At 62.5% G+C, this 20,329-nt stretch carries 15 protein-coding genes; 8 read left to right on the plus strand and 7 right to left on the minus strand.

What is annotated here, in order from left to right; all coding sequences use genetic code 11:
- The 5 genes from JF616_20470 to JF616_20490 all read right to left on the minus strand — a co-directional run.
- Positions 1 to 529, minus strand: a 529-nt coding sequence (locus JF616_20470) for a hypothetical protein (protein MBW8890136.1), incomplete at its 3' end; no start/stop codon positions are given.
- Entirely contained in the window at positions 516 to 4,091 is a 3,576-nt protein-coding gene (locus JF616_20475) for a tetratricopeptide repeat protein (protein MBW8890137.1), read from the minus strand. The genes JF616_20470 and JF616_20475, both read right to left, overlap by 14 nt.
- Positions 4,092 to 4,107: 16 nt before the next feature.
- Positions 4,108 to 5,346, minus strand: a complete 1,239-nt coding sequence (locus tag JF616_20480; protein MBW8890138.1) for a hypothetical protein — start codon at positions 5,344 to 5,346, stop codon at positions 4,108 to 4,110.
- Positions 5,343 to 6,545 carry a hypothetical protein gene (locus JF616_20485; GenBank protein ID MBW8890139.1) on the minus strand — a complete coding sequence of 401 codons (1,203 nt, stop codon included), beginning with the start codon at positions 6,543 to 6,545 and terminating at the stop codon, positions 5,343 to 5,345. Before JF616_20485 ends, JF616_20480 begins: the two co-directional genes overlap by 4 nt.
- The gene (locus tag JF616_20490) at positions 6,538 to 6,795 is read right to left on the minus strand and encodes a MerR family transcriptional regulator (GenBank protein ID MBW8890140.1); all 258 of its coding nucleotides are present in this window, start codon (positions 6,793 to 6,795) and stop codon (positions 6,538 to 6,540) included. The genes JF616_20485 and JF616_20490 overlap by 8 nt, the downstream gene beginning before the upstream one ends.
- Before the next feature lie 387 nt (positions 6,796 to 7,182).
- On the opposite strand from JF616_20490, the gene JF616_20495 reads away from it, so the two are divergent.
- From JF616_20495 to JF616_20520, 6 genes are all read left to right on the plus strand, one after another.
- On the plus strand, positions 7,183 to 8,280 hold the full coding sequence (locus JF616_20495; GenBank protein ID MBW8890141.1) for a hypothetical protein: 1,098 nt from the start codon (positions 7,183 to 7,185) through the stop codon (positions 8,278 to 8,280).
- Positions 8,281 to 8,388: 108 nt separating this feature from the next.
- Positions 8,389 to 8,670 (plus strand): hypothetical protein, encoded by a 282-nt coding sequence (locus JF616_20500; GenBank protein MBW8890142.1) that lies wholly within the window; start codon positions 8,389 to 8,391, stop codon positions 8,668 to 8,670.
- 16 nt (positions 8,671 to 8,686) lie between these two features.
- On the plus strand, positions 8,687 to 10,630 hold the full coding sequence (locus JF616_20505; protein MBW8890143.1) for a hypothetical protein: 1,944 nt from the start codon (positions 8,687 to 8,689) through the stop codon (positions 10,628 to 10,630).
- A complete protein-coding gene (locus JF616_20510) occupies positions 10,623 to 11,330 on the plus strand; it encodes a response regulator transcription factor (protein ID MBW8890144.1) in 708 nt (235 codons plus the stop codon). Before JF616_20505 ends, JF616_20510 begins: the two co-directional genes overlap by 8 nt.
- Positions 11,327 to 13,918 carry a PQQ-binding-like beta-propeller repeat protein gene (locus JF616_20515; GenBank protein MBW8890145.1) on the plus strand — a complete coding sequence of 864 codons (2,592 nt, stop codon included), beginning with the start codon at positions 11,327 to 11,329 and terminating at the stop codon, positions 13,916 to 13,918. The genes JF616_20510 and JF616_20515 overlap by 4 nt, the downstream gene beginning before the upstream one ends.
- Positions 13,919 to 13,987: 69 nt before the next feature.
- Positions 13,988 to 14,791, plus strand: a complete 804-nt coding sequence (locus tag JF616_20520; GenBank protein MBW8890146.1) for a CDP-alcohol phosphatidyltransferase family protein — start codon at positions 13,988 to 13,990, stop codon at positions 14,789 to 14,791.
- Here JF616_20520 and JF616_20525 read toward each other — a convergent pair.
- On the minus strand, positions 14,788 to 16,152 hold the full coding sequence (locus JF616_20525) for a lamin tail domain-containing protein (GenBank protein MBW8890147.1): 1,365 nt from the start codon (positions 16,150 to 16,152) through the stop codon (positions 14,788 to 14,790). The genes JF616_20520 and JF616_20525 overlap by 4 nt on opposite strands.
- Positions 16,153 to 16,213: 61 nt before the next feature.
- Between JF616_20525 and JF616_20530 the strand changes: the two genes are divergently transcribed.
- Positions 16,214 to 17,068: an MBL fold metallo-hydrolase gene (locus JF616_20530; GenBank protein MBW8890148.1), complete on the plus strand. Its 855-nt coding sequence runs from the start codon at positions 16,214 to 16,216 to the stop codon at positions 17,066 to 17,068.
- Between the two features lie 470 nt (positions 17,069 to 17,538).
- Here the strand turns inward: JF616_20530 and rfbC are convergent, their stop codons facing one another.
- Complete coding sequence (rfbC, locus tag JF616_20535; protein MBW8890149.1) at positions 17,539 to 18,090, minus strand: dTDP-4-dehydrorhamnose 3,5-epimerase; 552 nt, start codon at positions 18,088 to 18,090, stop codon at positions 17,539 to 17,541.
- A gap of 84 nt (positions 18,091 to 18,174) precedes the next feature.
- Between rfbC and JF616_20540 the strand changes: the two genes are divergently transcribed.
- Positions 18,175 to 20,286 (plus strand): tetratricopeptide repeat protein, encoded by a 2,112-nt coding sequence (locus JF616_20540; protein MBW8890150.1) that lies wholly within the window; start codon positions 18,175 to 18,177, stop codon positions 20,284 to 20,286.
- The last annotated feature ends 43 nt before the right edge of the window (positions 20,287 to 20,329 follow it).

Below are 20,329 nucleotides of genomic sequence, written 5' to 3' on the forward strand. Positions count from 1 at the left end.
CCTCGGCGACGGATCCGGCGTCATCCCCCTTGAGCATGGACCGGTAGGTCTTCTCCGCCTCTTCCAGCCGGCCCAGCTGGGCGTAGGATTGCGCGGCCATCTGGCCGGCCTCGCCGGCTTGGGCGCTGGCGGGGTATTTCTTGCGGACCTGCTCGTATTGGGCCAGGGCCTTCTCGAATTCGCCGAGCGTGTAATATTGATTCCCCTTCCAGGTGAGGATCTCGGGAACCTTGTCGTCCTGCGGGGAAACGGCCAGGTAATTGTCCAGGGTCTGTAGGTAGAGATCGCTGGCGTAGGCCGAAGGCGCCTTGGTGGAATCCAGGCCCTTAAGCCCCGCGTCCACCGTGCCGACGCTATCGCCCTTCGCCGCGGTCAGCTTCACCTCCGCCAAGGGAGGGCCCGCGTCCTGCTTCGCATCCGCATGATGACCGCGTAGGACAGCGCACCCGGCCAACGGCAGGGCCAGGGCCGCCCAAGCGGCCAGCCGGAACCGGGATCCCGCCCGCGCCTTCCGATTATCGCTTCCCATTGGCGCCCTTCTTCTTCTTCGCTTCGAGAGCCTTCCCGAGTTCCAGCGCGCGTTGCCGGGCCGCATCGATCTTATCGGTCGGCCGCTTGCCCGCATCCGCCCCGTCATCCAACTGGATCTTGGCGCCCTCCCCCGCCCCCTTCGGCGCCCCGCCCTCTTCGGCCTTGCGCAGCATTTCCTGCGCGGCCACGATGGCGTTGTACGCCGAGGCCTTCTTCAGCTTGTCATCGCCCATGCGCGAGACCCGCATGTACTTCTTGGCGGCGGCCGCGTAATCTTCCAGGGAGTAGTAGGCTTCCGCCTCCTGGTATTCGTACTTGGGCAGCTTGGGATTTTCCGGATAGATGCGCAGGAAGGTCTCGAAGGCATCGATGGCCTTGCGCAGATAAGTCTCGCGCATGCGCGCGTTTTCGCCCGAGGCGCCGTCCAATTGCTTGGCCTCGTATAGGTAATGGCGGGCCACCAATTCGATGGCTTGCTCGCTCACCGAATCGGCGATATCGCGCGCGTCCTGCTTGGCCAGCTTCTTGTACCATTCCCCGCTGCGGCAATAGAGGCGGAAAATCTTCTCCCGTACTTCCGCCGCGCGTTGGTAATTCTGCTCTTTCTCGTAGGCGCGCGCCAGTTCCATGATGGCCTCGGGCATGCGCTCGTAATCAGGATATTCGTTCATCAGGGCCTCCAGGGCGCGTTTGGCCCGATCCAACCGGCCCGCCTGGGTATAAATGATGGCCATCCTATGGAGCAACTTGGCGCCCAGGCGGGCGTCGCCCAGCTTGTCGGCGAAGGCCTTGCTTTGCTTCAGGCCTCCGTCCCCCGTGGTGTCGCTTTCGGCGATGGACAAGGCGGCGAATTGCAAGGCTTCGCTGGTCAGGACCGACTTGGCCTGGGAGGAAACGTCCTTGTGCGCCGACTCTTCCAGGATGAAGGTGAAGGAGCTGATGGCGGTCTTATAAGCGTTGGCGCGGTAGCGGGTCCACGCCAGCTTGTACAAGGCTTGCTCGAAGTACTTGGAATCGGCGTAATCCAGCACCTTGTCGTAGGCCTCGGCGGCCTTCTCGAGCTGGTTGTCGTTGAAGTAATACTCGCCGATGTAAATCAACGCCTGCTGGGCGTAGAGCGCCTGCGGGTACTTGGAGGCCAATTCTTCCAGGTACTTGAGGCCCGCCTTCGGCTCGCCGCGCAAGGTGCGCGAATAGCCCAGGTAATACAAGGCCGCGGGACGGTACGGGGAATCCGGGAACTTCTCGATCAGTTCCAGCCAAGGCAACTCGTACGCGTCCGGATCCACCGTGGGTTCGGCTTGGGGCACGGGGAGCTTCCCCCCCGCTTGGACTTCCACCCATTGATAAGCCGCCAGCCTCTTCTTCAGGCCATCCTCTTCCTGGCCGTAATTGAGATATCCCTTCTGGAAGAGCAGCCAGTCCATGATCCCGGCCGAATTCGGGTCTTCGGAGAGGTTGCGGATGCGCCGTAGGATTTCGTCGGACTTGCCCGCCAGGCGCTCCGAAATATCGTCGGCAAGCTTGCGGGAATCGCGCGCCAGTTCGATGCGTTTGCGCGAAAGGGCGGTATCCCCCTTCAAGGCCGATATCTTCAGGTTCAGGCTCTTCTGGGAATACTTCAGGAGGTCTTCCAACCAAGCCTTATGCATCACGTGGATGTCCAGGGCCAGGGCGCGGCTCTCGAAGAGCTTGCGCTTGACCTGCATGCGGAACCCGAGCGTATCGGCGCCGGCGGAGGATGCCTCCGCGTCGCCGGGCGTGGTTTCCGATAGCTTGGCCAATACGGCCTCGCGCTCCTGGTTGAAGGTGGCATCCGAATACTCGCCGGACTTGTAATGCGCTTCCACGAAATCGCACATGCCCAAGCCTTGTTGGTAAAGCCCGGCGATGGCTTCGGGCGAAAGCGGCTTTTGGCGGGCCAGGGCCGTATTCGCCTTTTCCAGCTTGGCCCGGATCGCCTCCGCCTGTTCGGGAGAGATCAACTTGCCGTCCTCGCGCGCTTTCAGCTTCCTGCCCAATTCCTTGAGCAGATCGGACTGCTTATCCACCTGCAATCGGAAGTCCCATTCGCTCTTGGCCCGCAGCATCACCTTGCGGATGAGGACGTTGAATCCCTCGATGGCCCACGGGTTGTCGGGATACTGGGCGATCAGCTTCTTAAGGATGAATTCGCCCGCGTCCAAATCGCCCATGCGGATATTGCTCCACACCATCCCGAAGAGGGCCTCGGCCTGGAAGCCCTCCTGATCCAGCAGGTTCTGGTAGCCCTTCAAGGCTTGTTCGTAATGGCCTTCCTCATAGTTCAAATGGGCCAGCGCCAATTCGGCCTCGCCATGGAGGCGCTTATCGAGCTGGGATTCGCTCACCAAGGTCGTCAGCACCCCGCGGGCCGCGGCCGTGCGCTTCTGCCGCACCAGGGATTTGGCGTATACGAAGAGCGACTTGAACCAATGCCCGTTCTTGGCCCCGTCGGCCTCCATGATTTTCTCCAGCGTCGAGTCGCGGCCCAGGGCGTAGGCGCTTTGGACCGCGAGGTAGCGGGCGGGCGGGAAGAGTTTGCCGTCCAGGGCATTGGTTGCCATGAACGCGGCGTACTTCGCCAGGACGGAATCGTCCTGGCGCGATTCGAACAAGGCCTGCAGCACGCCGAGGCAGGCCGGTCCGTACATGCGGCTATCGGCGCCGACCCGGGCGTAAGCCTGGGCCGCCTTCAGGGGCTTGCCATCCACCATGAAGCCCGCGCCCAGCCAATAATCGATCTTCCCGATGGAAATGCGGCCTTGGAAACGGCCGCTAAGGCGTTCCAGATCCGCTTGCACCATTTCGATGGACTTGCCCGCGAGGCGGCCCTTGATGCGGGCCAGATCCAGGTTGGCCATCTTTTCCCATTCCGGCTTGCCGGCGCGCGCCGCCAGGGAATCCTTGTAATCGTTCAGCTCGCCGTAGAACCTTTGCGAAGCGCGTCCGGTGTTGGCCATCAGGACCTTGAAGAAATCCTCTTCGATGAGGCCGGCCTGGGCTCCCGCCGCGGAGAGCCCGATGCGCATACGGTACTCGGCCAACAAGGCGAAAGCCTCGTTCCAACGCTTGTTGAGTTCGCGCTGCACCGTCACCAGGCGCGCGATGCGATCCACGTTATCCTTCATCAGCAGGTCCACCATATCGCGGTTGGGCGTTTCCTGGAGCATTTCCTTGGAGATGAAGAAGGCGTCGTCCAGAGGCTTTTCCAGCTCCGCCACGCGCTTGCGGGTGGAAGCCAGCTTCTTCTCCAGGCCTTCGATCATGCGATCGAGGCGGACGTCGTCCTCCGGGCCCAGATGGGTCACCGGCGTCGGGTAGAGCTGGAGGTCGCGGAAGTCCTCGCCCATATAGCCCAGGCGTTCCAGCTCTTCCGAGATGAGACGTAATTTACGCCGTTCTTCGCGCAGCCGGTTCGCCATGGCGTCGGCCCGGGACCAAAGCGCCTTATCCGCGGAAGCGGAGGGCGTGTTCGGTCCGGGGCTGCCGCCGGCGGGAGCGCAAAGGACGGTTATAAGGACCAGGAGCAGCAGCCGCATCAGCGGCCGAAGCATCCTAGTTGAGATCGACGGCTTTGCCATCGGCCTCCTTGCGTCTCATTTCCAATCGCCTCTTTCTTTCCGCCGCGTCGAGCTGTTCGGCATCGACCGCGGGCTTGGACAAGGTCTCGTCCAGGTTCACGCGCTTGCGCTTGTCCTGGTAGCGTTTCAGCAGGAACGAGCGGTACAGCTCGCTCGAGGGCTGGGTGAACCAAAGCGGATAGCGGACCTGCCAGAACACCTTCCACTGGGGGAAGAAGGGCGAATACCCGTCGGTCGCGCCCGCTTGGCAAGGATTGTCCACGGCGCTGCAAGGCCCCAGTTCGGGGCCGCGATCCGAACTCAAAAGCCAGGCCATGCCTCCTTGCAGTTCCAGCCCGTTCTTGTATTTCAGCTTGGCGCCGGCGTTGACGTAGACCGGCGTCTCGCGGATATTCACGTCGAAGGTCTTGCCTACCACGTAGAAGCGCTTCCAATCGCCAAGTTCCCGGCCGTATAGATCCCCGCGGATCTTTTTCATGATCTGGACCGTAAATGGCTGGGCCTCGACTTCGGCGAAGAAGTCCGTGCTATAGGTTTTCATTTCCACCCCCAGGGACATGGGGAGGGTGGAGAAATCCTGATCCGGGATCTGGACCTTGCGTTTGCCCGCCTTCACGCGCGCCGCATTGTCGTCGTTCACGTAAGAAGCGAATTCGCCTTCCCAGGCCAGGTTCCCGTACAGCTTGAAGGGCAGCCAGGAAGAGATGCGGATCAACTCCAGATCGGCGGAGGTCGTGAACTTCCACGAGGTGATGGTCTGGTCGTTGCCGAGGATGAAACCCTCGGGCCCGAACCCTTCCGTTTTCACGCGGAAGCCGTTGGAAGGGAAGTTGTCCATCATCACCTTGCGCAGCTCGGCGGTCTCGGCGAGCCCCAGGAATCGTAAGGACTTGTTGTCCGGCGTCGTCAGCTTGGCGCGCGCGTACATGAACCCGGGCTGGAGGACGTAAGAAAGGGCGTTGAGGCCGCCGGATACGTCCAGGTAATCGGTGAGGCCGTAGTTCAATTCCACGTGCGGCAAGATGGGCGGGATCTTCTGCGCCGCCGCGTTGTCCCACAGGAAGGAGCGGCCATAGATCGCCAGATGCAGGTTGCCCGCCCCCGCGGTCGAGGAGGACATGGATGTTTGCAGCCCGTCCTGGCGGGAACGCAAGGTTTGGCCGAAGGCGGCCTGGGCCAATCCCAATAGGGCGATGAGCAACGCGTTCTTCATTGCAACAAGTCCTCGATCTGCTTCAACTCGCCGCGGATCTGCTTACGCTTCTCCACGGCCTTATCCTGGTCGTCGTCCAGGACGCCCTGCATGTCGTCCTTGGACGGTGTCACCGCTTTGCGTTCCTCCAGGCTGATCTCGTCGAGCTTCAGCCCCGCGGGTCCGGCGGCCGAATCCTTCGCGGTCGCCCTCGGCCCGGGATTCTTGGCCGCGGCCAGGCGCAGCCGCTTGCGCTCCTCGTCGTTGAAGATGAGGGCGCGGATGGCCTCGGCGCGGGTTTCGTTGTATACCAGCGGGGATTGGAACCCGATGGCGATGCGCGGAGGCTTGCTCGCCGCCCGATCGTAGAAGGAGATCGGATGCAGCGGATCCAGGCTGGCTTCGGCGGTGAAGCTGATGCGATTGCCCAGCATGGTCCGGTATCCGACGCCCATTTCGTAGAACGGGGCCAGGAAGCTTTTGGACGGGTCGGGATTGAAACGGGTGGCCAGCGGGCGGTACAGCAAGGTCGAAACCCGCGCCCAATAGCCTTTCCGGTTGCCCTTGTACTCTGCGGCGAATGCGATGCGGTGCTGCGTATATGCATGCGCCAGCGTGTAGTCGTCCAAGTTGGAATAATTGAAGTAGCACTTCAGCGGGAGGGTCGGCATCACCTTGATCCAATCCAGATCCGCCATGACGGTGAAGAACAACAAAGGATCGAATCCCGGCGTGGTCTCCCCGCGGGAATAGATGTCCTCTTCCGTCGACAAGGTCGCGTTCAATGCCACACCGAACCCGAACACGCGCAGGTTGTCGTTGCCCGGCATGGTCAGTTGCAGGCGCGCCGTGGCGGCGCCCAGCTTTTCCCCGTCCCAGGGAACGCCGGACACCTCCAGGTGCAGGAAGTTCGCGAGCCCGATGATCCCGCCCACTTCGGGCACCATCACGAGTTCACGCTGCAGACGATTTCCCGACCCGTACAGCAGGCGGAAATCATCGCGGTAAACCGTGTCGACTTGCTTCGCGAGCACGTCGTTGGCGACCGGCCGGATGCGGAAGTACGAACTCAATCCGCCCGTAAGCCAGATGTCCCCGAGCCCGACGGTGTTGGACGCTTGCATCCCCGGCACCGATTCGGCGCGGGATCGCATTTGCGCGGCCATGCACGTCTGTGCGAGGAGTCCGGCCGATACGAGCAAGACGAGTGCTTTACTCATCGTTGACCGGCCTCAGGGTATCGGGCTTGAAGGTTTTGCCTTCGCGTTTGCGCCTTCGCTGGTGCTCGCGGAGTAGCTCGATCTCTTCTGGAGAGAACAAGCGCCAGCCGCTGGAGTTGGTGCGGAATCCCGCGAGCGCGGGATTCTCCTCCAGCCAACGCTTAAGGGTGGAGACGGAGACGCGTAGCGCCTTCGCCACCTGCCCGGTGGTGTGAAAGGGTTGTTGATTGGAACTGTTCAGGCTGTACATCTGAACCTCCGTTTTAGGGACGTGATCCAATCGTACCGGGCGGAAGCCGTAAGCCCGTATTTTTTCAAGGGGTTAAACCGCCCGCGAAACCCCTCGATGAACGGTTCGCGAAACCGTCACAAAAGCGGCAAAACATGCCGTAAGGAAAACCCTTAACAACCCCGCCGCAGAACCGTCCGCCGACCCGCATTCCAGGCTGAATGGAGTACTACCTGCGCAGGCTTCCCTAGGGGATCCGTCGCGCCCATGGAAGGACCCCAAATCCCTCCACTTCCCTGGAAAAGTCAGGTAGGGCTTTCCCGAGCAAAGAGGGGTTGCGCCGCATGGGTCGAGTGGAGGATGATTGAACGGCCCATACGGGCCTAAAAACCCAAGCGAGGTTGGCCGATGCCTTTCCTGAAAACCTGTTCTCCCCTCTTGGTCGCCGCAGCCGTCCTCTCCTTTTCGCCGACCACGCGCGCCCAGGACAACGCCCTCGGCAAGGTTTCGCACAACTTGTACGAGATCAGCAAGCCGCATTTGAAGGATCCGCTGCAATGGCCCAGCATCTGGAGCTTAGATCCCCAGGTCGGCCTGCCGGTCGGAATGCAACCGATACGAAAAGCACAAACGCAGGAATCGGGATCGGGCGAAATGGAGACGGCGAAATCGGCCAAGCCGAGGAATGATTGGCGGGCGAGCGAGGAGAGGCGTACCCGCGGCTACCTGAAGAAGGTCGGGCCGCTGATGCCGGATGAAAAAGAAGATCTCGCCCCCCTGGACGCCCCCAAGCCCGTCCAGGCAGGCCCCATGAAGCATTACCTCTCGCAATCCATCGCGCTGATCGCCCCTATCCTGGCCGAGCCCTCGCGGGGAGCCTTCTTCCCGGGCGAATGCAGGCTCACGTACAGCTCTTCCAACGAATCGGAGATCCTGCAAATGTTCGATGAGGTGGTCCTCGAGGCGGGCCAGGACGCGGGAGTGAAAGCGGGCGATCTGTATCGGACTTACGAGGTCGGCGAAGCCTACCGCACCTACGGATCCGGCCGGGGACTGGGCCGGTTGATCGAAACCAACGGCATCGTCGAGGTGATGCGGGTCGGGCGCAAAAGCGCGACCGCCAGGCTGGTCAAATGCTACGGAACCGTCTCGCGCAGCACCCGCGCCTGTCCCCTGTCATCCCCTCCGGAAGTGGCCGCCACGTCCTACCAGGTCGCCACCGACGGGAAGCTGGCTTCGCAAGTGGTTTGGGTGGCCGCCGATCAGCAATTTCCGCAACCTTATGGTTACGCCATCGTAGACCGCGGCGCGGGTAAAGGATATCGGCCGGGCGACATGGTCCTATTCCTCAACCGCTCCGGCGGGAAAATCACCGACAAGGTGCTCGGGGACGGGATCGTGGTCCATGCGGGGGACAAATCCTCCACCATCCTGATCCGGGACCTGCTGCCGGGCATCATCAACCGCGGCGATTACGCCGTGATCGTGCAAAGCGCCGTCCTTTAATCGTCCCCCGTATAGGCCGAAGCATCGGCATTTTATAGTTTTCCATGGGAATCCCGTCCCGGATCAAGATGTGCTTCACGGGGCGCATGACCGGCGCGGTTCTCGCCTATGACGACCTTCCTCCTCAACTTCATGTACGCGGTGGCCATCGACAGGCAAACGCAAGAGCCCAGGCGCGTGGTGTTTTTCCTGTTGTACTACGTGATCGGATTCTTCGTTACGTTTATCGTACTGACCATGGTGCTACTGTGCCTGGAGGTCTACGATTTCCCCTTCGCCCGGAATTTCATCTACCGGGAACTGGGGGAGCACGTGCTTTTGGGGTTGGAGCTTCCGCACGGTCAAGGACGAGCGCATCCTGATCGAGAAGTCGCTGGAAAACCGCAATGAGGAATTCGCCGACGCAGTGCAAGGCGTGCTCGACAAGACCAAGGCCGAACGCTTAGCGCGCCTGCAGGAGCAATTGCAACGCTCCAGCTCATCGTCCACGCCGGACAATTACCTGTTCCTGGGAACCGACCTGCTCGAGAATCCCCTGGTGCAATCGTTGGCCATCTTCCGCGGCGACGATATGGTTTTCCCGCGCCGCTTGGCCTATGGCGATAGCCTGCCTCCCGCGCCCGCCCAGGCGCAGCAAATCGCCGGACCCGCGGTGGAAGCCGCCCCGGTGGCCATGATCCCGGCGCCGGCCCCGGTCCCGGCCCAAGCCAGCTTCGAAGATCTGGATCTGCCGCCGCGCGCGCAGGAAGCCGTCGAAACCATCCAGGCGGAATACCGGGCGGGCCGCTACCTGCATGCCGTGCGCATGATCCGCGCCTTCTCGCACGCGTCCGATACCCTCTTTTCGACCCGCGCGGGCTCCTTATACCGCTACGGACTATGGCTGGTGGAAATCAAATGCCTGATCGCCCTCAACCTCACCGAAGAGGCGGTCACGCGCGGGCGCGAACTGATCCAAGCCTTGCTGCGCGGCAACGGATTCTCCAGCTACCACCAGGTCAAGTTCTACCTCGGCGAAACCGTCAACTTGCTCACCTCGGTGGAAACCCTGCCTAGGGAAATCCGCGATTACTTCTGGTCCGTGCACCAGAAGGCGGAGATCTATCTCGTGAACGCGGAGTTCATCGGGCAGGAGTGGAAGGTCCCGCCGGAGCAGCTCATGCGGGCGCAAGCCCTGGATTCCCAGAACCCCATCCAGATCGAATACCTGGAAGGCATACCCTACCTGATCATCGGGTACCCCTGGCTGGATCGGGAGACGCGGGTGATCGCGCGCTTGAACGAATCGGTGTTCAACGAAGCGGTGCAAACCGAAATCCTGCAATCCAAGAAGAGCGCGTGGAAGGCCATGGCCTTCGCCCTCGTCTCAGCCCGGGATCAAGTGGTGTTGACCACGGATTCCCTCAGCGATCGCAAGGTGGCCATGGAACGCAACCTGGCCGGGGAATTCCCGGCCTGGAAGCTCGTCATCTTCAAGATGAAGGACAGCGAGGTGATCGCCCTGGGCCGGCGCAAGCTTACCCTGCTCTATTCCCTGGTGGCCTTCTCGCTGGCCATCCTGCTCATCGGCAGCTTCTCGGTGCTGCAAGGTTTGCGGAACGAACGCCGCCTGGTGCGCATGAAGTCCAACTTCCTCTCGGCGGTCTCCCATGAGCTCAAGACCCCCCTGACGGCCATCCGCATGTTCGCGGAAATCCTGGAGAGCGGGCGGCAGACCCAGGAGGACAAGCGGAAACGTTACGCGTCCCTCATCGGCGAGGAGGCGATGCGCCTGCACGGGATGATCGAGGGCATACTCGATTTCACCCGCCTGGAGGAAAACCGGTCCAAGCTCGATTTCACCGACATGGATCTGGCCAAGGCGGTGCAAGAGGTAGCGGGCCTGATGGCGGCCGCTTTCGATAAGGCGGGCATCCGCCTGATCCTGAATCTGGATCCGGGCAGCGTCATTCGCGGGGACTTCGACTCCATCCGTTCGGTGGTGCAGAACCTGCTGGAGAATTCGCTCAAGTACGGCAAGCCGGGAACCTCGGTGGAAGTGCGTCTCGAGAGCGGCCCGGACCGGGCCTTACTGCGCGTGAAGGATCAGGGGATCGGGATCTCCGGGGCGGATTTGAAGCATATTTTCGACAAGTTCTACCGCGCCGGGGACGAGATGACCCGCAAGACCAAAGGCAGCGGCCTGGGGCTCGCCATCGTGAAGCAGATCCTGGACTCCCATGGCGCGCAGATCAAGGCCAATAGCAAGTTGGGGGAAGGGACCGAAATGATCATTACGTTCTTCAAAGGCAAGGCGGCCCGGCGCGCGGATCGGGCCAAACCGGGAATCGAAGGGGATACCGATGCATAAGATCCTGATCGTGGAGGACGAAGAGGCCATCCGCCTGGGGCTCGCCGACTTGCTCGAGATCGAAGGGTTCTCCGTCGACGTCGCGTTGGACGGCGAAGAAGCCATGGAGAAGGTGAAGAGTTTCCAGCCTCACCTGGTCATCCTGGATCTGATGCTGCCGAAGGCCAACGGGTACGACGTCACCCGTTTCATCCGCAAGTCGCACCCCCAGACCTTCATCCTCATGCTTACCGCCAAGAACGAGGAGATCAACAAGATCCAGGGCCTGGAGATCGGCGCGGACGATTACGTGACCAAGCCCTTCTCGGTGTTCGAGCTGATGGCCCGGGTCAAAAGCATGTTGCGGCGCGTGAACCAGGATTCCGCCGCCGGCCCTTCGCCTTCCCCCGACGTGCTGGAATTCGCCGACGTGCATGTGGATTTCCGCAAGTACGAAGCCTCCCGCGGGGGCAAGCCTATGGAACTGTCGGCCAAGGAATTCCAGATCCTGAAATATTTTTCCGCGCGCAAAGGGGAGGTGGTTACCCGCGAGGATTTGCTGCAAGCCATCTGGGGCTATTCACCCGACAACATGCCCACCACGCGCACCGTGGACAACCAGATCGTGAAATTGCGCCAGAAGATCGAAACCGACACGGAGAATCCGGTCCACATCAAGAGCGTGCGCGGCGTGGGCTATAAATTCGATCCCCAGGCATGAAACGATTCCCTTTCCCGGCCCTGGTTCTGGCGGTTGCGCTTTGCTTTCCGGCCGCTCCGCTACGCGCCCAGGACCGCGATCTGGGCTTTAACTCCGAGCAATTGGAGATCGAAGCCGCCCGGCACCTCTTCCGCATGGAAGGCAATCCGGAAGCGGCGAGCAAGCGTTTGCAGGCCCTGTTGGCGGGATCGCGAAACGAGGAAATCCTGACCCAGGCGCGCTTCCTGCTCGGACGTATCCTGGATCGCTCCGGAGCGGCCGCACCCGCCGCGGAGTATTATCGTTCGGCCCTCAACGGACGCGGGCTGCAAGCCCCGGAAAAGCTCTGGCTGTTCAAACGGCTATTGGCCATGGATCCGTCGTCGGTCCGTCCCGCGGTCTCGGACGCATCCGCGGGATCGGGACCTTCGCATATTTTCCCGGCGCTGCGCGGCAAGCGCACGGTCTATGCCCTGGAGTTCCGTGGCCCTCCCGACGGCCAATGGGAGCGCTCCAAGGAACTCGGCTGGCAGGACGAAAACGCCGACTACCACCCCTTCGATCTCCGCCTCACGGGGCGGGAAGAAGTGTTGGACGCCGATCCCGAACGGGTGCTGGTGCTGAACCAGGAATCCCGGCGCGTGGCCCTCCTGCCCCTGGGGGATGACGCCTCGGATAAGCCCAGGGCCGAGGTCGCGGCGGGCCCGCGTATCGATGCGGGCGCCTTGCTCGCGGGCGAAAGCGACGCCTTCCTCCTGGTCGGTTCCGGTTCGCTGCGCGTATTCCGCGCCGGCAAGCTGGCCTGGGAGACCCCGTTGGAACAGGAAGGCTGCGTGTGGACCGCCGCCCCCGATCGCACGCCGCGCGGCATCCTGCAATGCGCGGACAACCAAATCTACCTGGCCGACTTCCGCAAGAAATCCCTAAAGCCTTTGCCCGGCATCTCGGACAAAGCCTTACAGGTGGCTTGGCAGGGCGAGTACCTGGCCGTGCGTTACATCGATCGCTTCGAGGTCCGCAAGGCCCCGGGCTTCGAAACGGTCAAGTGGGCCATGCCCGGCCTGCTACAAGAAAAATTGGTCCTGGGCGGGGACCGGGCCTACCTGGTCACCGCCAAAGGGCAGATCAAGGCCTATGATCTCCCCACCGGCCATCTGGATTGGCAGCGGGAAGCCCAAGCCAGCCAACTCGCCGTTTTCGGCGACGCCTTGTTCGCGACCACCTTCGCCCAGTCCGTAGCGGCCTTCGACTCGCGCGGCGAGCCGCAATGGAGCTACGAGTTCGGCTGGGATCATGAGCCCGCCTTGCTTCCCAACGAAGAATGGCTCGCCCTGCATTTCCCCGACGGAAGGCGCATCAAGCTCAATCGCGGGCTCTTGCGCGTAACCGGCAATTCCGACGGCTTCAAATTCATGGACTTCCGGGCCCGCGAGGCGGAGAAGGATTGGAAGGGGGCCCTCGGCGCCCTGAGCCAAGTCCTGACCCTCGAGCCCGGCAACGGCGAAGCCTGGCGCCTGCGCGCCGATGCGTTGCGGCTGACCGGAGCGCCCCGTAGCCAACAAACCCAGGCCTGGATCGAAGCCGCCCGCTCGCAGGCCACCCCCAGCTGGTCCAACGGTCCCGTGCTCAAAGCGCTCTCCGGGAATTTGGGGGCCAACTGGGTGTGGAAACGCCAATACGGCCCCAAGTTCTATCCCAATCTGGTCCCCCACAAAGACCTGTCCTTCTACCTGGAGAACGACAACCAAACCTTGGTCCTGCTCAACCACGAATCGGGGGAATTGTTCAACTCCTTCCGCTTCTCGGAAGAGCTGGATATGAAGGTCGCGCTTTGGAAGAACGACACCCTCTGCGTCAGCAGCCCTTCGCGCATCTATCTCTTATCCCCGTCCTCGGGATCGGGGGGCCTCGGGCAAATCCCCCTCAAGAATCCGGTCTGCCAGGCGCAAGCGCTCGGCGGCGGAATCGTATATAGCGATTGGTACGGCGGCCTTTCCTTCATGGGCCTGCCCGATCGCACCCTTCGTTGGGAAAGGCAACTGGGCCAAAGCGGCCTTTACCTGGGCAAGTCACGCACCGCCGACTACCTCGATGTCATCGACCTGGAAGGCCACTACTTCGCGGTCCAACCCGCCTCGGGAAAGGTCCTATGGCAGGCCCGCCTGCCCGCCGGGACCATCACCGAAACCTTCTCCAACAAGGACTTCATCTACGCCGGGTACAGCCAGGGGACCTTGGTGGCGGTCGATCGGAACAAGCAGGCGGTCGCCTGGTCCGTCGATTTCGGGGAACAGATTTTCAGCCTCTCCGGCAATCGCGACAATACCCTGGTGGTCACCACCGCTTCCAAGAAGCTGGCCTGCGTGCAAGCGCAGACGGGCGCCATCCTCTCCGAAGTCCGCATCCAGTCCTATCTGTTCAACCGGCCCACCGTCTTCGATCATGGCTATTGGATCGGGACCACCGAACCGGCCTTAGAAAAGCGGAACTTCAACCATGAATTGATCCTGAAATACAAGCTACCGGATCTTCCCGGCAGCCCCATCCTGTTCGGCAACTCGGTGTTCATCGGGACCTTGGACAATTTCATCCTGGGCTTCCCGAATTAAGAGACCCCTTAAAGCCGCCCATCCGCACAATTTCCGCAATACCGCCCTACGAATTTTTATCTATTGGGCATGGTCAAATCCCGCTACTTGGTTCCCAATCTGTTCACCGGGCTCAACTTCATGCTCGGGATCTTCTCGATCATGGTCATGCACGAAACCTTCACCAGCCCCGATCCGGGACGCCCCATCCTCGGCTTCGGGAAGGCTCCGCTTATCCTGGCATCCTGGATGATCATCTGGTGCGTGCTTTTCGACAAGCTGGACGGTTTCGCCGCCCGCATCCTCAAGGCGTCCTCCGACTTCGGGGCCCAATTCGATTCCCTCGCCGACATGGCCGCCTTCGGCATCGCACCCGGATTCCTGGTGTATTTCTACCTGCAAACCCTGGACTACGAATGGTTCGCCAGCCACCGCCCCCTCATGCTGGTTTCGGTCTCCGTGTATATGCTCTGCGCCTCCATGCGGTTGGCGCGCTACAACGCCATCGATTCCGAGGAGTTGGTCAACTATTTCCACGGTCTGCCTTCCACCTTCGCGGGCGGATTCATCTCCATGAGCGTGATCCTCTACGCCAAGCACGGACTGGCGGGCCGCATGCCGGGCAGCCTGCTCATCCTCCCCCTGCTCCTCATCTTCGCCGGCATCCTCATGGTCAGCCCGCTTTACCTGCCCAAGCTCGTATCGCGTAAGAACAAGCTTTTCAATCTCGTCCAAATCGTCCTCATCCTGGTCGGATACATTTGCGGATTCGGCATGATCATTCCCGAGTTCCTGTACGGAATGCTCCTCCTCTATGGCGTGTTCGGATTCGGCATCGGCTTCCTGCAAAAAGGCATGATCCAGGGCGCCGCATCCACTCCCAACACCGACTAAGGAGTACAGTCCGCCAATTCCCCCGGCGGACCCGCTTCCGGGCGCGCCAGGCACCAGGCTTCCGGCTTGGCCCTTTGGCTTACCGCCATCGCCGAGAGCCTCGTTATCCATCCGTCCTTCATGGGAAGCGCGCTGGCGGAATCCGCAGCGACGGAAGAATAGCGTAAGCTGTCCAGCATCAGGGAATCCCCCGCGCACAGAAGCAGCAGGGACGATGCCGTGTTCACCAGGGAGAAATCCGTATAGGCGTAATCGGCCCGCGCGGCCGGCCGGCCGAATACCAACGAGCCTCCGGGAGACAAATACGTCTCCGCCGGAAACGCGTAGGACCGCGTGGCTCCCGCGCCCCGGTCCCGGCCCAAGCGGCACCCGGAAAGCGATAAGGTATCCGCGCTGCGATTGAAGATCGAAAACCATTCGCCTAGCGAACCCGAATCCTTCTCCGCAGGCGCGGCATAGAATCCCGAAACCACGATTTCCCCGGCATGGAGCGGCGCGCGACGGGTAGCGGGGAAACCGGTCCGTACCAATGCCTGCTTCGGTGCCGCCAGCCCTAATGACAAACCCGCGGAAGCTTCGGTAGGCAGCAGGGTGAGATCCCAATTGGCCTCTTCCCCCAAGGGCAAAAGCACATCCGCCCTTTCGGCCCCGTACAACCGGCGGCCGGCGCTATCGGTCAGGGTCATCGAGACCATGTAGCGGACGTCCCCCGGCACCTCGTCCACGCGGAAAGAACCGAATTCGTCCTGCACCTCCAGGTCCGCCGAATACTCCCCCGCCGTTCCCTTCAGGGTCAATCGGCCCCCGCGTATCGGCGTCGGCAGCCCGACGGGCAGGTGGAAGCGCGAAACCACGCGGGAGAATTGCGGATCGCAGCGCAACGAGGCTTCCAGGCGCGCCTCGCGCCGGAACGGGAATTGGCCTTTGCCGATGTAAAGAACCTTCCCTTGGCGGAACAGCCAGGCGCTCACCAAACGATCGTCGCCGGCGGGCAATCCTTCCAAATCCACCGTCAGGGAATCGCCGCCGCGCGCGAATTCGATGGGCGCCATGTCCTCGCCCGTAATCCGGATCCGCAACGAATCGATTTCCGGAACCGGCTCCGCTTGCGACTTCAACAACGCGGCCGGGGCCAAGGACAACCGCAATCCGGCTCCCGCCCCGATTGAGGCCGCGCCTTTTCCTCCATCCTGGATGCATCCCCAAAAGCCGGCGCAAGCCAGCGCCATCGCCACCCGGAATCCGTTCCCGCAAGCCATCCCGATCACGCTCATCTTCAGCTCCTTTCCGGCGACGCGACCCGCGCCGCCGCGAAGGGAAGCATAAGAGTGCCGGGCGGCCGCATCGGTGCGCGCGGCCACGGCAGGGCCGCGAGGGCGAACTCGATTCGTTGGCCCCGGGGACGGTAATTATATTCTTCCCATGCGGGTCACCTTCCTCGGCACGGGCACTTCCCATGGCATTCCCGTGATCGGCTGCGCCTGCCAGGTCTGCACCTCCCCCAATCCCAAGAACCGCCGTAACCGCATCGGCGTCTGGCTGCACGAAGGCCCCCCCCATGTCGGCCGGGACCTTTCCGAAAGGGCCCGCGGGACGGCTCCCGAAGACGCCCCTTCCCCGCCGCCAGAAATCCCGCGCGGACTTTCCGCCGTGATCGACGTATCGAGCGAATTCAGGACCGCGGCCCTGGCCAACGGCCTCAAGCATCTCGACTTCGTCCTGCTAACGCACGCGCATAGCGACCACGCCTCGGGCATGGACGACCTGCGCATCTTTTCCCAGGCTAGCGGCAAAGCCATGCCCATCTATGCCGACATGCGCACCTTGGATGAAGTCCGCCAGCGGTTCTCCTATGCCTTCGATAATCGCAAGGCCTACGGCGGCGGCGTGCCGCAATACGAATTGCGCCCGGCCGGCCTACCCTTCCGCCAAGGTAACTGGACGATTACCCCCCTTCCGGTCATGCACGGGCCAGAGCCCATCCTCGGCTTCCGGGTCGGCAATTTCGCGTTCATCACCGACGTAACGGTCATCCCCGAAGCCACCCTGGAACTGCTCCAGGGACTGGACGTGCTGGCCTTGGACTGCCTGCGCCCGCGCCCGCATACCACCCACCTTTCTTACGATCAGGCCGTGGCCTATGCCCGGCGCATCGGCGCCCGGCGCACTTTCATGATCCACATGACCCACGATTTCGATCATGAGGAGCTGGAGCGGATGCTGCCCGCGGGGATGCGGGCGGCCTTCGACGGGTTGACCGTGGAGATCGCGGAATAGTTTTCTGGGCGCGTCGGGCCGTCGCTTGAGGTCCTTCCGCGCTTTGGATTCGGGCGTCCGCATGGGGTTGCGGTCCGCGGTCGGGGTTTGGCCTGGAGCGCGCGGCTGCATGTCCCGGGCAGGGCCGGGGGTCCGTTCCGCCTCGGATGCTCACTCATCGCAGAGGCGGTCTGTTCACGGGCTGGAGAAGGGACGCCCGCTGAACCAAGGTGTATGTCTCTCGCCGGCTGCAGCGGGCTGGCCGTCCCCTGGATCTGAACCCTTCTCCAGCCCGTGTGCGCTCGCAACTCGGCGGACCGGACCCCCAGACCCGCCCTACCCCGCGGAACGCGCGATCCAGGCCCAACCCCGTCCGCGCTTCGCGGGCCATGGGAGGCCACGGGCACGTGGAGGACTCCGCGCGGACTGGACGCGGCCTAATTGCCCGCGCGCTCTGTGGGTTTATCCCTGGGGGGCGAGGTGCTTTTCGATCAGGTTAGGAGCTTGCGCTTGAATTCGTGGAAGGATTGGTTTTTCTTGTCGCGTTCGGAGAGGATGGGGACGATGCCTTGGAGGGGCCAGGCGACGGCGAGGTCGGGGTCGTTCCAGGCGATGCCGGCTTCGGTGGATGGGTTGTAGAGGTTGGAGCATTTGTATTGCACTTCGGCGGTCTCGGAGAGCACCAGGAAACCATGGGCGAAGCCGACGGGGATGAATACCTGCATCATTCCGGCATCGTCCAATTCGGCGCCGTAGTGCTGGCCGAAGGTCGGCGAGGATGGGCGGATGTCCACGGCGACGTCCCAGATTTTTCCGCGGGTGCAGCGGATGAGCTTGGCCTGCCCGGGATGGGTTTGGAAGTGCAGGCCGCGCAAGGTGCCGCGCATCGAAGCGCTGTGGTTATCCTGCACGAAGGCATCCCGGATGCCCGCCGCTTCGAAGGCGGAGCGGTTATAGCTTTCCTGGAACCAGCCGCGGTCGTCCCGGAAGACTTTCGGGGAGAGCAAAAGCAATCCTTCCAATGGCGTCTTTATCGCATCCATGGCGCGCAAAAGTAGCTAATCGGGCCCGGTCGGGGCCGGGCCAGGTTTGAAAAACGCACCTGGATTTGCCATTTTACCGGAAGCATGGCGGCACGCGTTTCGATCTGGGCCAAAGCGGCCCTCGCCATTGGCACTCCGCTCTTCGTCTATTCCCTGTGCGAAATGGCCCTATGGGCCGCCGGCGTCAAGCCCTTAAGTCTTACCGAAGATCCCTTCGTGGGATTCGCGGCCTCCCAGCCTTTGTTCATCCGCGGCAGCGGCGATAGCTCGGGCCTCATGGTCACCAACCCGGTGAAGTTTACGCATTTCAATCCCCAATCGTTCCCCATCAAGAAGGCCCCGGGAACCTTCCGCATTTTCACCGTGGGGGGATCCACCTGCTACGGTCATCCCTGGCGCGATCCGGTTTCGTTCAGCGGATGGTTGCGCGATCTGCTGCCTAAAGCCGACTCCAGCCGCAAATGGGAAGTCATCAATTGCGGCGGCATCAGCTATGCGAGCTACCGCGAAGCCATGCTCATCGCCGAGGCGATCCAGTACCAGCCCGATCTCTTCCTCGTCTACAGCGGGCATAACGAATTCCTGGAAGAGCGCACTTACCGCGGCACCACGGGCATGCCCAAGTTCATCCGCGAGCTGAGCGGCCTTCTCGAACATACGCGAACCTATTCCGCCCTGCGGCGCTTGACCCGTCCGCGACCCGCGCCTGCCGCCGCCGAAGCCAAAGTTGCGGAACGCGGCGCCCGGGGAAGTTCGTACCAGATGGCCGGCGAAGTGGACGACATCCTCGCCAATACCGTCGGCCCGACTTCCTATACCCGTAACGATACGTTGCGCCAGGACATCTTCGCGCATTTCCGCGCCTCCCTGGGGCGCATGGCCGACATGGCCCATTCCGTCGGCGCCGAGGTGATCTTCCTGACTACCCCGGGCAATGAAAAAGACTGTTCGCCTTTCAAGAGCGAACCCAAGCCGGGCCTTTCCCCGGACGATGCCGGCCGCATCGCCGACTTGCGCCGTCGCGCCCAAGGCGCCGCCCCCGCAGCCGCCGCCCAGCTGTTGGATTCCGCCGCCGCTTTGGACGATCGCGATGCCGCCTTGCTCTTCGAAGCCGGCAAGGCCGCCTATGCCGCGGCCAAGTTCGCGGACGCCAAGCGCCTCCTGCGGAAATCCCTCGACGAAGACGTCTGTCCCTTGCGCGCGCCCACGCCCCTGCGCGACATCGTCCTGAAGACGGCCAGCGAGCACAAGGCCCAAGCCCTCGATTTCTCCGCCTTGCTGGAAAAGAAAACCCGCGCCGATTCCGGCAACGATGTCTTGGGGGAGCCCGATTTCGTCGATCACGTGCATTTGTCCATCGACGATTACCGTTACATGGCCCTGGCCATTCTCGGTAAAATGGCCGCCCTAGGAATGGTCAAGGCGGCTCCCGGATGGGACGAAACCGCTTTCAAGGGAAACCGGATCGTGGACTCCGTAGCGGCCCGCGTCATGTCGCATATGGGACCGCGCGAGCTGGGCGAAGGGTTGCATAATCTGGCCAAGGTGGTGAATTGGGCCGGCAAGCACGACGATGCGGCCCGCATCGCGGAGCGCGCCCTGGCGGTGGACACAGAAAGTTTGGAGGCCATCTGGAGCTCCCTTTTCGTGGGAGCCGCCCGCGAGCGCGCGGGACGCGAGGCCGAAGCCATTCCCCATTACCGCCGGGCCGTGCGTTTGGATACGACCAATCCGATGTCGCATCATTACCTCGCCGACGCGTTGGGCCGGTTGGGCGATCGCAGCGGCGCCGCCTCCGAATACGCGAAAGTCGTCGAGCTTGATCCCGGCGATGCCGACGCCCAGGGCAAATTGGGGATCTTGCTCGCGACGGGCGGCCGACCGGTGGACGCCGTTCCCCATTTGCGCGCGGCCCTGAACCAATGGCCGGACCGCGCCGACCTCAAGACCACTTTGGGCGATGCCCTGCTGAAGTCGGGGGACGCCGGCGAAGCCGAATCGGATTTCCGGGCCGCCTTGGCCCGCAATCCCCGGGACGCCCGCGCCCTGGCGGGCCTGGCTCATATCGCCGAAGCCAAGGGCGATATGGCGGGGGCCATCAATCTCTACGCCCAGGCCTTGGCCATCGATCCTGATCTCACCGAAGCCAGAGCCGCCTTGAGCCATGCCTTAGGCGGGATGCCTCTCAAGCAGTAAGAAGGACCGCAAGGCAGTCCTGCCTATGCAATCACGGGGGCGA

The organism is Fibrobacterota bacterium (assembly GCA_019509785.1).
Taxonomy (GTDB): Bacteria; Fibrobacterota; Fibrobacteria; order UBA11236; family UBA11236; genus Chersky-265.